A 15,057-nucleotide genomic window follows, 5' to 3' on the forward strand; every position below is an offset into this window, starting at 1 on the left:
CCGTCTCATATCTCAAATCTAAACCATGCATACCCCAGAAGAAAACTTCGCTTCCCTAGGCCTCAGCCTACCTCCCGCCCCCAAGCCCTTGGGCGTTTACAAACCTTGCCTTGTTGATGGCAAATACCTCTACCTCTCCGGACATGGGACCGTCAAAGAGGACGGCACACTGATTATCGGCCGCATCGGTGAGGATATGGATATCGAGGCCGGCAAACTCGCCGCCCGGCAGGTGGGCCTCGCGATGCTTGCCACGATCAAAGCCAACATTGGCTCGCTCAACCGGATCAAAAGGGTCATCAAGGTCCTCGGCATGGTCAATTGCACGCCGGATTTTGAGCGGCATCCTTATGTCATCAACGGCTGCAGCGAGTTGTTTGCCGCGATATGGGGAACCGAAAACGGCATCGGCGTCCGCAGTGCAGTAGGCATGGGTTCACTGCCAGACAATATCCCGGTGGAAATCGAGGCGCTGTTTGAGTTGGGGTAAATGGAAAGAAATCCTGTAGTCATGGCTCAGGAATTACTTCGGTCCGTACACCAACGACACTGTATCTGCTGAAATATCCTTTATGGTCAAGGTCCTTAGTTTTTGAGCCAATTGTTTTTCAATTATCTCCTGATCAGAATTTGCCCCCAAATCTCCTTCCGAGATTATAAATACTGTAAGCCTCCCTTGGTATCTGTTTCTGATGATCGATTGGGCGCTGACGCTGTTTACAAACACTTCCGATGACTCAGAGGTAATGATCGGCAAAACCGCACCTTTGGGTATGAGATTCCGGTATAAGTCCCGAAACTGATCATCAACGCTCTCGTCATAGCCCAAATAGCTCGATGGTCGGATGGAGGAAATTTCTTCCTCGCTCGGATTTAGGCTGTCGTTCGAAAGAATAAAATAAACGTTTTCGTCTGAAGAATTTTGTAAAAAAATCGCTTGGGAATTGCGACCTCCGCATGAAAGGGAAACTACCAAGACAAGAAGTGAAGTAACACTTTTTGCACTTAGAGTCTTTAAGATTTTGAAAACCATATTGATCATTGATTTCAGAATTCTTTGGACGGAAATCACTTCTCTTCTCCAGCTTGGTTTTGCCTAACCTCTTCCAGTTTTTTGAGAAATTCCTTTCTCGTCAATGGCTTGGCGTGCTTCAGCCGACGGGCTAGTTCCGCTTCCGGGTCATTCGAAAATGGCTTAAATGATGTTTTTGTCTTCATAGAAGTAAGGTACAAAGGAAATTTCATTTTCCGCAAAAGTACTTTTTGATCTCTGTTTTATCGGCTCTTCTTGCGTATTGGGACACAATTCTATGGCCCAACGAAAAAACATATAATATGGGATTTGTTGAAGAAGAAAACCCCACTGCCAAGAAAACCGGTGATTCGTCGCCAGCCTCTGAAATATCGAAGATTGATGTGTCATTGTCGAAAAAAACTTCCTCCAGTTCCTTGGTTGAGCGAATACCGCTTTTTTGCAATTGTGTGATGGAAAGGTTTGACGTATGGTCGAATGAAAAGTCTATATCCATAGAGAATTATTTATTCAAGTTTGAATCCAATCAATTCGGTACACAGTGTTCTTTTCCCACTTAAAGGTGGCAGAATCCATTTGCCTAATCTTTGTCTATTAGCAGACTTAAGAATTGAATAATCTCAATAGGAAACCTCCACCACGCTTCGATCCTTGCCAAATACAATGTCAACATTATCAGAGGAGAACGGATTACATGAATAGGAGTAAACCGTCCGGCCGATATCAATATCTTTAAATAATCCTTCGTCTCCCATAATTTCAAGCACCTCCGACTCCGTCATGCCAAGTTGAATCTAGGCTGATTAAGTTAAAGCTTCTCAACAAACCCCTTTAGCTGCTGCACAAGTTCATCGCCTTTGCTGGGTCTATGGATACCCTCCCTGATCAATTTTCCTTCCTTGGTAATCAGCAAGTAGGTGGGAAATCCGGTGATATTGACTTCTTTATCAAACTTCTGAAACGCATCTTGGTCAAGAAAGAAATGTTCACCCGCCAAGCCAAATTTTTTGATTTGGTTTTCAAATGCTTCCCGCTCGGATCTTCCGCAGATATACGCAAAAACAACGTCCTCGGGGACCTGCTTTTTAATCGTTTCGGCATACTTAAATTCACTGATGCAGGGACCACACCAGGTAGCCCACACGTCGATATAGATTACTTTTCCTGGAAATTTGTCTTTAAGCTGGCTAAGTACATTGTCGGCCCTCTCGGCAATCGCCACGCCCTCGACAAACCGCTGATTTTTTGTGCGCTCAAAATCGGCAATTTCTTGCTTGATGATCGCCAAAACCTCAGATTTTAGATTCAATGAATCGAGTTGGTTTTGGATTGATTTTGGGATATCTTCCCCGACTCCTTGAAAATTCATGTCCAAAAAAATGGCGATGATACTCGAACGTGAAAGTGTACCGAGATCCGAGATTTTTTCTTTCAGATGGTTCCATAGCGCTAGCGTGTTAAAACGTGAAAAATCTTGCCTATATAGCTCTCTCACTTCCTTGAATTCATTTGAAACAACGAGGCTGTCGTTCGGAACTCCGTTTTTAACTTGATCAAACCAGGTTTCCACACCCGCTCGATGTGATTCTGAAAGCTCCTTCTCTTTGAGGAAACTGTAAATCATCAAACTTCCATTTTTCCTTGTGATTTCAGATTCGGAAGGACGCATCGGCATGGTAAATTCTCGCATAAGTCCAGAATATTCCGAAGTCATGAGATCCTCCAAATCATCTGTGACTAGATTTTTTACAACCCTGATGTAGTCGTCTGAAACATCTACTGGAATAAGTCTACCTTCAACAATCCCTGAATGCAACCAGATGTATCTCATAAGGTCATCGGCCGCATACGTTCTTGCACCTCTGATGCTAACATCTTTGACTATTTGGCTCACTGGGATTGAATCGAAATAGCGGTTGAAAAAATCTACATGTGTATTCATTAGTCCTACACGATAGTCCAAGAACTCAGTTTCTTCTAGGGTTTTCTGTAGGCTATCCGTAAGGAAATACTGACGCACTTTCATAAATTCAGGATAAAGTAACCGCCTTTCCTCATTTTCAACGGCCAAATCCCCCATGAAGTCGATACCTTTCACCATTTCCCAAGAAGATATCCCTCCTCCAAATGAGCTCTCATCTATCACCATTACCTGCTTAGCGCCGGGCATTGATAAATAGCTAAAGAAGGCATCACCAATTTGCACCATAACTTCCTGGGGATAATCCGAAGGGAATATCACTTTGAATCTACCTTTTTCATCAACCTCGCCTGAGAACTGAAGCTGATTATCGCTGAAAGCATGATTGTAAATAACTTGGATGGTTGAAGGCATCCCTGCTTTTGGAAGAAAAATTCCCTGCAAAAGGACCTGGTCTTCCTTAAAAAAATTTCCTGACAAGTCTGTTTGGCCGACTTTCCTGTTGCTAAGATTACTTGATTTTTGCGCTTGGACAGGAATTCTATCCGCCCCGTCTTCCAGCAAGTGGCGATTCCCGTCTTTTATGATTTGAAGTTTTCGCCTTGTATCCTGATTCGCCAGTAAATACTTCCCCGGACCAACTAACTCCATATCCCAAAATCCTCCCTTGTACAGCGCAACATCCTGAGCAATCAATAGCAGTAGTTCATTGCTGCCGTCTGCGGAGTACCAAGTTTCAAAATTGGAATCGGTTGATCCAACCTGAGAAATCGCATGTAAACTCACTAAAATGAATGCAAAAAAAGCAAATAAAGGCTTCATCATTGGTCGAAATTATTTTTAGCCAAATTATTAAGGCTTTAGATAATAAGCAAACAGAGTTACCCTACTTATTTCATGTTTCGGGAAAACACCATTTCGTTCACTCGTTCAACAGAGTTTTTTTGTCCATCTACACTGAGTGGAACGCGCAACCAAATCCCTTCACACCTTAAGTGCACTCAATATTCAAATTGAAATACGAAAGGTAAATGGGATTCCTGAGCCGAATTAGTATTGAAAGCAAGAGAACGAACCGAAAAATCCATCTGGATCGATTCGGTGAATACCCCTCCATTCCCGTTTTCTTCTTATTTTTCCAAGGTTACAAAAAAGCACTTGCCACATGTTTACCATTGATGCCCATTTGGACCTGAGTATGAACGCCCTGGAATGGAACAGGGACTTGACCAAGCCACTTTCCGCGATCAATGCGCGGGAAAAGGGACTGACCGATAAGCCTGATCGTGCCAAGGCGACCGTCTCTCTTCCAGAATTGCGCAAGGGCAATATCGGACTTGTGGTAGCCACACAAATCGCCCGCTTTGTGGATGTTGGCAATCCCTTGCCGGGTTGGCATTCGCCCGAGCAAGCCTGGGCACAGACCCAAGGCCAACTGGCTTGGTACAAGGCCATGGAAGATGAAGGGGAAATGGTCCAAATCCGAGATTTGGAATCGCTTGAAAAACACCTCCACCTTTGGATCCATGAGCTCCCCTTAGGCACAAAGCCCATTGGCTATATCCTTTCGCTAGAGGGGGCGGACAGCATTGTCAACCTCCATTACCTCGAAAAGGCATATGCCTCGGGACTTCGGGCACTTGGACCTGCACATTATGGCCCCGGTCGGTACGCCAATGGCACGGACGCGAAGGGAGGTTTGGTCGGGAAAGGCCGTGAACTGCTCAAAGAAATGCAGCGGCTCAACATCATTCTGGACGCGACCCACCTCTGCGATGACAGCTTTTGGGAAGCAATGGACCATTTCCAAGGGCATGTTTGGGCCAGCCACAACAATGTCCGCGCATTGGTCGATCACAACCGACAGTTTTCCGACGAACAAATCAAAGTACTTGTCGAACGCGGGGCGGTAATTGGTGGCGCCATGGATGCCTGGATGATGGTACCCAATTGGGTTCGTGGCAAGTCTGACCCAAAGGCCATGGACTGTGGCCTCGAAAAACTGATTGATCACATGGACCATATCTGCCAGATCACCGGCAATGCCAACCATATCGGAATCGGCTCTGATCTGGATGGAGCCTTCGGACGCGAACAATGCCCCTATGACTTGGAATCGATCGCCGATCTCCAAAAAATTCCCGGTCTTTTGAAGAAAAGAGGATATGCAGACCAGGATATTGAAAAAGTAATGCACAAAAACTGGTTGCGTTTTTTGCGGAATGCTTGGAAGTAATTTCCGATTTCTAAACAGGGTTGGCTCGCATTTGGCAGAAACTTCAACAAACTCCTTTGTATTGGGTAAAATCTATCGGCCCGAATCGCTCATCCCTAGCGGAACTATGGCACAATCCATTTGTAACTGCAGCCTTGCTCCAGATGTACGATATCCAGTTCGGGGAATTTTGTTTGGAGATGCTGCTGCAAGAGCCGCATGCCGTGTTCCTCTGAGGTACCGTGGTCGATGATCACCATCGGCTTCCCGGAGTCCGTCGCAAATTCTCCGTGTGACCAGGTTCGGAACACATCGTTGATCACGAGGTACATATCAGGGTCCATGTGCGCAAACTGCATCGGATCACTTGCATTGCCCGTCCCAACGCCAATGGACTGGATCAGCCTGTTTTCGTCCCCATAGAAACCCACGCCCGGCTGACCGAATTCCGCCAGTGTTTTCGAGATTTTTTTGGCAAAAACACCCGCCTTGATCGGTCCCATTTTGTATACCGTGTAGTACTTTTCCTGTCGCAAGATATCCCCAAGACCAAAACCCAAAACCTTCCCAAGAGCCGCGGACATGCCAAAATCCATGATTTGATCGATCGAATCATGGTTTCGAATCACGACGAGGTCATTTTCCAAAATCCAGGCCTTCTTCTTTTCGGCCCATTCCATGTATTGTTTTTGGGCAGCGGGAAATCGGTGGTAGTCTCCTTGCTTTTCGTCCATGTCCCAATGGGTAAAAAAAGTGGGCTCATGGGCTACGACCACATTTGCGCCGGCATCCTTGGCTTTGCGCAGCGTATCCCAATACGGGGTCCAGCAGGTGGCGACTTTCTTGATTGGCGTATCAGGATCGCCTACAATCACACGGTCTACGGTCGGGTTCCGTTCAGGTGCCATGGACAACATGTAACGGCTCAGTTCCACAGCTGTTGCAGGAACTTCCACTGCTTGGTTGGCAAACAGATCAAAGGGATTGGTTACAAAAGATGCCCCGACAGCCAGTCCGGTCAGCTTTAGAAATTCTGTTCGTTTCATGCTTCAAGAAAGTTGATGGGAAATATAGGAAGAAAAGCATTCTCTAAACCACTGAAAAGTAACAGTGGTAAGCCGCCGATCGAAGCGTGCGGGATCTATTTTTTTCCTGCCCAGTTGCCTAATCAAAGGGCATATCAGGGATATTCGTCTTAGAAAGTTCTCAATTTAAAAACCTACAAAAAGCGTAAGTAGAAGTCGCACTTGCTCCGAGCTTGAAGCCTTGCTTTTTCACCCAGATGAACAGTTTTTCCTACATTGTAAAAATGAACCGTAGATGAAAAAAGTCAGCTAGGATAAAAATTCTTCCGCTCTAAAACCGAGATTCACATAAACCGTCACGAAAGCCAAGGGAATTCGTCGGTATTTTGCCGCGCGAATCAGAGCGACTTCTCCCTCTCCCTCACGAGCACTTCGGTCAGGCGGTTCAATTCCTCCACTTTGTATTCAAAATCTCCCTTGAGTGTCTCCCGATAGCGGTGGATATTCTCGACCAAGTCGTTGATGTCTTCGGGGATCACCTCCTCGAGTAGTTGGCGCAGCCGCTTCGCTGTCGTTGGGGATTTGCCGTTGGTGGAAATCGCGATCTTGACGTTTCCCTTTGTCACAATCCCGCCCAGGTAAAAATCACAAAGCGCCGGCGTATCGGCCACGTTGACCAAGAGATACCGCTCCTTGGCATCATCGTGGATCCGTCGGTTGACGGACTTGTCATTGGTGGCGGCGATGACGAGGTGCTTTGCTCCCAAGTATTTGGGATCATAGGCATCATCGATCAAGGTCACGTTGGGCGCTTGTGCAGCCAATTCCAGAAACTCTGCATTGAAGGCTTTTGACACTGCGGTGACTTGGGCCTCAGGACTGCTTTTGAGCAAAAAAGCCAATTTTTCCGTGCCAACAAATCCCCCACCGACGAGAAGGACATTGAGTTGGTGGACTTTGAGAAAAATGGGATAAAGCGGATTGGCCATGGGAAATATCAATTAATGCTATCGAATACTTGGGAACGTAGTATCCTTCGAAGCAAGGGGTACACGGACGACTTCCTGATAGACTTCCTTGAGCTGATAGCTTTCCTTCACCACTTCCCCAATCACAATTACAGCCGGTGCCAAATCCCCCAAACCATCCACTTTGGACAGGATGTCGGCAATGGTACCGGCAAGCACCTGTTGCTCATGGGTGGTACCGCTGCGGATGATCGCAATCGGAAGGGCACTTTTGCCCTGCTTCGTATAGGTATCCACGATTTCAGCGAGCTTTTTGGTCCCCATCAGGACGACCACCGTGGCGGTAGACTGGGCAGCAATGCGGAGGTCATTGGAAAGTTGGCCGCTGCTGGTTGTTCCTGTGATGACCCAAAAACTCTCAGAAATGCCCCTTTTGGTCACTGGAATGCCTGCAGCCGCCGGCACAGCGACAGAGGATGAAATACCCGGCACCACTTCCGTCGTAATGCCAAAAGCCTGGATATAGTCGATCTCTTCCGCCCCTCTTCCAAATACAAAAGGATCGCCGCCTTTCAGGCGCACCACATGCCCATGTTGCAAGGCATAGGACACACACAGCCTATTGGTTTCCTCCTGGGGATTGACGGAAGAGCCCTCCCTTTTTCCCACAAAAACCTTGATGGCCTTATCCGGGGCATGCTTCAGCAGCCTTTTGTCAATCAGCGCATCATAGAGCACGACATCGGCTTTGTTGAGTGCCAAGACGGCCTTTAGCGTGATCAGTTCGGGGTCTCCCGGGCCTGCACCGACGAGGGTGACTTTGGGTTTGATGGAGGTACTCATGCCAACACCTCCCTTTCCCGATAGGCACTGATGGCCTCAAACACACCCAAAGCATCTTGGAAATAGGCTTTCGCAAATGCCTCGGAAGGTTCGTTTTGGTTGATCTGGTAAATGATCGCAGCCAAGTCGGACTTGAGGCTGATCTTACCTGTTTGGATAAATGTCTCGTCAAACAATGCCACGATGTTGGCGTAGGAATTGGTGCTTTTGCTTTCGCTGAGCAAAATCGCCTTGGCGGCATTTACCATCGCTGCATAGGTATGGTAGATGCTGTCGGACCATTTCCGTTCGATGAATGTCTCCTTGGCCAAATCCAGTTTTTCCCTTGCTTCCAAGAGCAAGGTAGCTACCAAATCAATCACCACACCCGCACATTCGCCCACGCCGACAGCCACTTGGTAGGCTTCTTCATGCCCCCAATCGACTTGGTCGCTTTCGGTGACTGTACTCGTATCGGCAAGCTCTTTCAGGATTTCGTAGAAATACATATGGCCAAGACGGTCATAGTAATCCAGGAAACTTTCCTCCTTGCCTGCATTATTTTCAAAATCAGCTATCAGAATCCTGAGCGCCTGTGGACCCCTTCGGCTGGGGATTTTGATGACTTTATCCGCGAATCTCCCTTTGCCATTGCCCAAGGTGCCACCACCCAACAGTACCTGCAGTGCCGGAACGACAGCTTTGCCGACTTTCATGGACATGCCCTGAAAGCCTATGTGCGCCATATTGTGTTGGCCGCAGGCATTCATACAGCCGGATATCTTGATGGTCAGGTCTTTGTTTTTGAGATACTGGGGGTATTCTGCCAAGATCACCCGCTCAAGTTCCTTGGCTATGCCCGTCGAACTGGCAATACCCAAGTTACAGGTATCCGTACCCGGGCAGGCAGTGATATCTCCAAAGGTGTTGTAGCCGAAATCGGAGAGGCCGATCTTTTTCAATTCTTGGTAAAAAAACGGCACCGCCGTCTCCTGCACATCGCGAATAAGGATATTTTGACGAAGGGTAAACCGAATCTCGTCATTGGCAAATTTGCTGACCAAATCCGCCAATGCTCGAGCCTGATCCGTATCAAAATCGCCCAAGGTCACCTTCACGCCGATGGAAACAAAGCCCGCCTGTTTTTGCGGGAACACATTCGTCAATTTCCAACGCTCGTAATTCAGGTCCTTCGGCTCGGCCACAGCAGGAACCTGCGGGGTATTCAAAACCCTTGCGTTTTCGAAACCTGCCGCATCAACCGCATAGGTCTTGTAGGGAAGTGCTTTCTTTTCTTCTTCTACCAAATTGAGAAAAGCCTCGATCCCGATATCGGAAACCAGGAATTTCATCCTTGCCTTCAGCCTTCTTGCCCGCTCACCATGTCGGTCAAAAATCCGCAAAACACCTTCAATGAACGGGATCAATTCGTCCTCTGGCAAAAACTCCGTGATCAAATCCGCATGCCGTGGCTGACTGCCCAAGCCGCCACCCAACAACACCTTGAAGCCACGGATTTCTTTTCCTTCCAAGGTTTGAATCTGTGGGATAAAGCCCAAATCATGTAGGTAGGAAAGCGCGGTGTCTTCTTCTGAAGAAGAAAACGCCATCTTGAACTTCCGGCCCATTTCCCCGCAGATCGGATTGCGCAGAAAATACCGGAACACGGCGTCCGCGTAGGGTGTCACGTCAAAGGGTTCCTTTGGGTCTACACCCGCGATCTCGGAGGCAGTGACGTTCCTGACAGTATTGCCGCAGGCCTCGCGCAGGGTCACGTCGTCCTTTTCCAACTCCGCCCACAAGGCAGGCGTTTCCTCCAAACTGACGTAGTGGATTTGAATGTCCTGGCGCGTGGTGATGTGGAGTTTTCCGGTAGAATAGGTATCAGAAACTTCGGCAATTCGCCTCAACTGTGGACCTGTCGCCTTGCCATAGGGCAATTTGATCCGGATCATTTGTACACCGGGCTGTCGCTGTCCATACACACCCCGCGCCAGTCGAAGGCTGCGGAACTTCTCCTCGTCGATCTTTCCCTCACGGAATAGGCGGATCTTCCGCTCCAACTCGAGAATGTCTTTTTCGACGATTGGGTTTTCGATTTCTGTCCTAAAACTCTGCATGGTTGTAATTAATTTTCCCTATAGGGATTGTGGTTTATGAGTATCAAAGAAAGCCTAGAAGGATCCGGGCTTTGATCATCTAGGAAATAAAGCCTACACTGACCGTGTCAAAGCTGCCTTCATCGATCAGGATGAAGCTGCCGTTGGAGCGGTTGGATTTGTAGGGATCAAAATGGATCGCCTTGCTCAGGCGCAATTTTACCTTACCGATATCATTGAGCCGAAGCTGCTGCGCAGGTTCCTCGCCGGAGAAATCGGTTTTGACCACCGCGTCGATGGTATCTACTTTCGCAAGGACCCTATTGACACCGTGCTGAAGGGTAAACTTGTCCCCTACACGCAGCGGCCGACTATTGACTTGGCAGATCGTGGCAGAGATTTGCTTGTCGGAATGGGGCTCCTGACCCGCTTTGACCAACATATCCCCTCGGCTGATGTCCACTTCGTCTTCTAGGGAAATGGTCACAGAAGCCCCCGGCAAGACCTCATCGAATTGCTGATCAAAGAATTGGATCGACTTGATCTTCGTTTGGTTAAATGAAGGCAAGACGGTCACTTCGTCACCGACTTTCAGGGAAGCTCCATACAATTTGCCTGCAAATCCCCTGAAGTCGTGGAATGCCTCTGTTTTCGGCCTGACCACATACTGGATCGGAAACCGTGCCACCGCACTTTCGTGCAGGTCGGATGGTTCGAGTACTTCCAAATGGTCCAATAGCGTGTTGCCAACATACCAAGGCATGAGCTCGGATTTTTTGGCGATGTTTTCTCCTTTCAGCGCCGAAATCGGAATGAAGGTGATTTGGTCGACTTCGAAGTCACTCTTTTCGACCAAGGCTTCAAAGTCGGATTTGATCTTGAGGTACACATCCTCGTCGTAATTGACCAAATCCATCTTGTTGATGGCGACGACCACGTGACCGATCCGCAACAGGTTGCTGATAAAGAAATGCCTATAGGTCTGTTCGATCACCCCTTTTCTCGCGTCGATCAGGATAATCGCTACCTGGGAAGTCGAAGCGCCTGTCACCATGTTGCGGGTGTACTCCACGTGACCGGGCGTATCTGCGATGATGAAGTTGGTTTTGTCGGTATTGAAATAGATGTGGGCAACGTCGATCGTGATGCCCTGCTCGCGCTCTGCAACCAATCCGTCCGTTGCCAAGGAAAAATCGAGGTAGTCAAACCCGCGCTGCCGGCTTGTACGTTCTATTGCTTCCAATTTGTCCGTAGTCAGCGATTGGGTATCGTACAAAAGCCTGCCAATCAGCGTGCTTTTGCCATCATCCACCGAGCCTGCGGTTGCTATTTTTATGAGTTTCCTGTTTTCCATTTTATTAGACTTGAGACGTGAGACAAAAGACTTGAGATCACGTCCATTTATATTTTTTACCCTTGAACTCTTTAGGTCCGCCTATTCCTACGGCCGCCCTTCTTTATTTTTTTCAACTTGTTACTTTCTACCAATCCTCTATTTGCCTCGACACTCGCTTCTTGCCCCTTGCCTCTCGCCTCTCGTCTCTCGCTTCTCGCTTCTCCCCTCTCGCTTCTTGTTTCCTACCTCTTGTGTCTTGCGTCTTGTGTCTAATTAAAAATACCCCACCTTTTTCCTCTTCTCCATCGCTGCTTCCGAGCGCTTGTCGTCGATCCGCGCGCCGCGTTCGGAGATGGTCGATTGGCGGATTTCAGCTACGACTTCTTCCAAAGTTTCAGCTTCGGAGAGCACGGCGGCCGTGCAGGTCATATCGCCGACCGTTCTGAATCGGACCATACGCTCTTCCACCAGTTCGCTGGATTCCCTGTACACGTGTTCGTTGGCAGTCCAAATCATCCCATCCCGGAAGAAAACCTCGCGCTTGTGTGCGAAGTAGATCGAAGGAATGCGGATGCCTTCGGATTGGATATATTCCCAAACATCGAGTTCTGTCCAATTGGAAATCGGGAACACACGGACGTTTTGGCCTTGGTGGATTTTGCCGTTAAGCATGTCAAAAAGCTCCGGCCTTTGGTTTTTTTCATCCCATTGCCCAAAATCATCCCTGACAGAAAACACGCGCTCTTTGGCCCGTGCTTTTTCCTCGTCCCTCCGCGCGCCACCGATGCAGGCGTCAAACTTGAATTCCTCGATCGCGTCCAGCAAGGTCGTGGTCTGAAGTGTATTTCGGCTGGCATAGCGGCCCCGTTCCTCCGTCACTTTCCCTTGGTCTATGGAATCCTGCACGTTGCGCACGATCATTTCCAATCCCAATTCAGCCACCAATTCATCGCGAAATTGGATGGTTTCCGGGAAGTTGTGTCCTGTGTCAATGTGCAGCAAAGGGAATGGAATCCGCGCAGGATAGAATGCCTTTTGGGCCAGGCGTACCAAGGTGATGGAATCCTTTCCTCCCGAAAAAAGCAGCACCGGCTTTTCAAACTGTGCCGCCACCTCCCGCAGGATATGGATGGATTCCGCTTCTTTTGGATTGGGTATAAATCGGTTGGACATAGTCAAATGTGAGTTTCGAAGTACGAAGTACGAGGCCTCTTCAAGCCTTAGAACCTTATTATTTATTAGTTAAACCCTTGAAAAAAGAAGAATCATTAATTAATTTTTCAATTTTCAAATCTTTCAATTTTTCAATGTCGAATGTCGAATGATGAATATCGAATTACGAAGTCTTGCGTCTTGCATCTTGTGTCTCGTGTCTTATTTCGCATGCAAACCACACTCCTTTTTCGAATCTTCCCACCACCAGCGACCGGCGCGGGCATCTTCACCGGGGAGAATCGCCCGCGTACAAGGCGCACAGCCAATGCTGACGAAGCCTTTGTCATGCAGCGGATTGTAAGGAATCTGATGGTTTTGGATATACGCAATCATTTCGTCGTAAGACCAATCCAAAAGCGGATTGAACTTGATGATTTGATTGGCTTCGTCCCATTCGATTTTCTCCATGCCGGCGCGGTTAGCGCTTTGTTCGGCGCGCAGGCCCGTCACCCAGACTTGTTGGCCTTTCAAAGCCCGCTTCAATGGCTCGACCTTGCGGACGTAGCAGCACATTTTTCTGTTTTCGACCGACTCATAAAAGCCGTTGATGCCGACATTGGCCACGAGGTTTTCGACCGAGGGCCTTTCCGGGTACAGGACCTTGATGCGGAGTTTGTACTTACTCTCCGTGCGCGCCAACAGGTCCAAGGTCTCAGAAAACAACCTGCCGGTATCGAGGCTGAAAATGGACATCTGTGCTTTGCTTTGGGCAATCATCTGGGTGATGACCTGGTCTTCCTGGCCCAAGGAAGTCGAAAACGTCACTTTCCCGGGAAACAAGTCCCCCAACAACACCAAAGCATCGGCTGGACTTAAGCCCCTGACCTGCTCTTGAAGCGAATGGATATCGATTTGGGTATGCATAGCAAATACAAAAGTATGTAAACTCTATAATTATTATAGGGAATTAGCGTAAAAATTTTTACTCTCGATCCAAAATATCAGCCAAAGTCTTGTTTTCCAACACGTTGAGCATTTCGTCGCGAACCTGGATCATGACGCTTCTGAGTCCGCAGGCGGCTTCGTTTTTACATTCCACGCAGGGTTCGTAGTAGTTAAGGCTGACGCAGGGAAGCAGGGCAATCGGCCCGTCGAGGAGACGGATGACCTTGGAAAGTGGAATATCTTTAGGTTCTTTGATCAGGTAATAGCCGCCGCCTTTCCCTTTTTTGCTGCCAAGGACACCGGCTTTTTTGAGTTCGAGGAGGATGTTTTCGAGAAATTTGTGCGAAATCCCGTATTCCTCCGCAATATCATGGATGAGGATGGTTTTTTGGTCGCGGTGCTTTCCCAAGTAGGTGAGGGCATGGAAAGCATATTTGGTTTTTTTGGACAGCATGGATACAAAAATAAGGGAAAAATCGGGATGGGAAAGAGAAGTCTTCGCCGTTACCTACCCAATCAAAAACTTGATGAACCGAACCAGTTCCAATAAGCATAAAATAGTTCCTCCAATCAAAAGGGCATAAATGAATCCATTCCTTTGGGTTTTCCAATACCACGTAAAAATCGTGATTCCAGCTTTGTCTTTTCTAATCTCTTTGTTGTATCGGTAAAGCCCCCAAACAAGTAAACCAAGGCCAATTAAGAATACCATTCAATTATCTGCTTTGGAGATTCGAACCTACCTACCCTGGCCTTGGGTGGAATTTACAATTCCAACCTTCTATACTTTCAATTTGAAATTGGAATACCCTGCCAACTACCACAGCGGAATATAGTTTGAGATCAGGTAAATTGCAAATCACAAAAATAAACGATAGTAACTGCAACTAGCGCCTTCGCCATTCTACGTCCAGCGAGGGAAAATTTTCTTTTACCATACCAAAACGCTACCTTAACTCAAATTCGATGTCCCCAAAATCAAGTTCTTCATCTCCTGCAAGAATAGGAGGCAATCTAAGGCTGATTTTGTCAACCTGTTTAAAATCGTTGACCTCTGATTTTGGAATTGATGCGAATACTTTGAACTCTATCTCTCTATTTTGCGGCAAATGGGTTGTATGTAGGTTATTGGTTGCTAACCCAATTTCCTTTACTGAATTCAGCTCTCTCCCGGTTAAAAAAACTCTAACGTCAGTTGATTTGAAGTAAATCTTAGTATCCCGAACACTTATTTTGACCTTAAAAATTACCTCGCTCGGTACGGTAGTTGGCTTTGAAACTAGCAATTTTCCTTGAATTGACATTTTTGAATTGGTTTCGCCTAGTAAAAGCCCGGCATTCTTATCAAAACCAGGACTCATTAACTGAACAGATTTATAAACCGAACACGAGGCAAGTATTCCAAAAAAGATAAAGATTAGCATTCGTACCATGATTCAGCGTTTTTAAAACTCCACCTTTGGAATTCATTTATAGTTTCGCAGGTGCATTGATGAATTCCGATATCCATCGCTGATTCAATTTCAAGCTTTTTATAC

The 15,057-nt window shown here is 47.4% G+C and carries 14 protein-coding genes; 2 read left to right on the forward strand and 12 right to left on the reverse strand.

Annotated elements, in window-relative coordinates; all coding sequences use genetic code 11:
• Positions 1-25: 25 nt before the first annotated feature.
• On the forward strand, positions 26-490 hold the full coding sequence (locus L0U89_RS09600) for a RidA family protein (protein WP_008627625.1): 465 nt from the start codon (positions 26-28) through the stop codon (positions 488-490).
• A gap of 33 nt (positions 491-523) precedes the next feature.
• On the opposite strand, the gene L0U89_RS09605 is transcribed toward L0U89_RS09600, so the two are convergent.
• From L0U89_RS09605 to L0U89_RS09615, 3 genes are all read right to left on the reverse strand, one after another.
• Positions 524-1,033, reverse strand: a complete 510-nt coding sequence (locus L0U89_RS09605) for a hypothetical protein (protein ID WP_234861313.1) — start codon at positions 1,031-1,033, stop codon at positions 524-526.
• Between the two features lie 35 nt (positions 1,034-1,068).
• Entirely contained in the window at positions 1,069-1,218 is a 150-nt protein-coding gene (locus tag L0U89_RS09610; RefSeq protein ID WP_234861314.1) for a hypothetical protein, read from the reverse strand.
• A gap of 623 nt (positions 1,219-1,841) precedes the next feature.
• A complete protein-coding gene (locus L0U89_RS09615; RefSeq protein WP_234861315.1) occupies positions 1,842-3,779 on the reverse strand; it encodes a TlpA family protein disulfide reductase in 1,938 nt (645 codons plus the stop codon).
• 340 nt (positions 3,780-4,119) lie between these two features.
• On the opposite strand from L0U89_RS09615, the gene L0U89_RS09620 reads away from it, so the two are divergent.
• The gene (locus tag L0U89_RS09620) at positions 4,120-5,190 is read left to right on the forward strand and encodes a dipeptidase (RefSeq protein ID WP_234861316.1); all 1,071 of its coding nucleotides are present in this window, start codon (positions 4,120-4,122) and stop codon (positions 5,188-5,190) included.
• 104 nt (positions 5,191-5,294) lie between these two features.
• Here the strand turns inward: L0U89_RS09620 and L0U89_RS09625 are convergent, their stop codons facing one another.
• From L0U89_RS09625 to L0U89_RS09665, 9 genes are all read right to left on the reverse strand, one after another.
• Entirely contained in the window at positions 5,295-6,215 is a 921-nt protein-coding gene (locus tag L0U89_RS09625; RefSeq protein ID WP_234861317.1) for a Nif3-like dinuclear metal center hexameric protein, read from the reverse strand.
• Positions 6,216-6,592: 377 nt separating this feature from the next.
• Positions 6,593-7,183, reverse strand: a complete 591-nt coding sequence (locus L0U89_RS09630) for a precorrin-2 dehydrogenase/sirohydrochlorin ferrochelatase family protein (RefSeq protein WP_234861319.1) — start codon at positions 7,181-7,183, stop codon at positions 6,593-6,595.
• 18 nt (positions 7,184-7,201) lie between these two features.
• Complete coding sequence (gene cobA, locus L0U89_RS09635; protein WP_234861320.1) at positions 7,202-8,005, reverse strand: uroporphyrinogen-III C-methyltransferase; 804 nt, start codon at positions 8,003-8,005, stop codon at positions 7,202-7,204.
• Positions 8,002-10,104: a ferredoxin-like domain-containing protein gene (locus tag L0U89_RS09640; RefSeq protein ID WP_234861321.1), complete on the reverse strand. Its 2,103-nt coding sequence runs from the start codon at positions 10,102-10,104 to the stop codon at positions 8,002-8,004. The genes cobA and L0U89_RS09640 overlap by 4 nt, the downstream gene beginning before the upstream one ends.
• A 79-nt stretch (positions 10,105-10,183) precedes the next feature.
• Positions 10,184-11,437: a sulfate adenylyltransferase subunit 1 gene (locus tag L0U89_RS09645; RefSeq protein ID WP_234861322.1), complete on the reverse strand. Its 1,254-nt coding sequence runs from the start codon at positions 11,435-11,437 to the stop codon at positions 10,184-10,186.
• A gap of 255 nt (positions 11,438-11,692) precedes the next feature.
• Entirely contained in the window at positions 11,693-12,592 is a 900-nt protein-coding gene (cysD, locus tag L0U89_RS09650) for a sulfate adenylyltransferase subunit CysD (RefSeq protein WP_234861324.1), read from the reverse strand.
• 201 nt (positions 12,593-12,793) lie between these two features.
• The gene (locus tag L0U89_RS09655; protein WP_234861325.1) at positions 12,794-13,498 is read right to left on the reverse strand and encodes a phosphoadenylyl-sulfate reductase; all 705 of its coding nucleotides are present in this window, start codon (positions 13,496-13,498) and stop codon (positions 12,794-12,796) included.
• A 58-nt stretch (positions 13,499-13,556) separates the two neighbouring features.
• Entirely contained in the window at positions 13,557-13,973 is a 417-nt protein-coding gene (locus tag L0U89_RS09660; RefSeq protein ID WP_008627637.1) for an RrF2 family transcriptional regulator, read from the reverse strand.
• Between the two features lie 493 nt (positions 13,974-14,466).
• Entirely contained in the window at positions 14,467-14,880 is a 414-nt protein-coding gene (locus tag L0U89_RS09665) for a hypothetical protein (RefSeq protein ID WP_234861326.1), read from the reverse strand.
• Positions 14,881-15,057 lie beyond the last annotated feature (177 nt).

The organism is Mariniradius sediminis (genome assembly GCF_021491425.1).
Lineage (GTDB): Bacteria > Bacteroidota > Bacteroidia > Cytophagales > Cyclobacteriaceae > Mariniradius > Mariniradius saccharolyticus.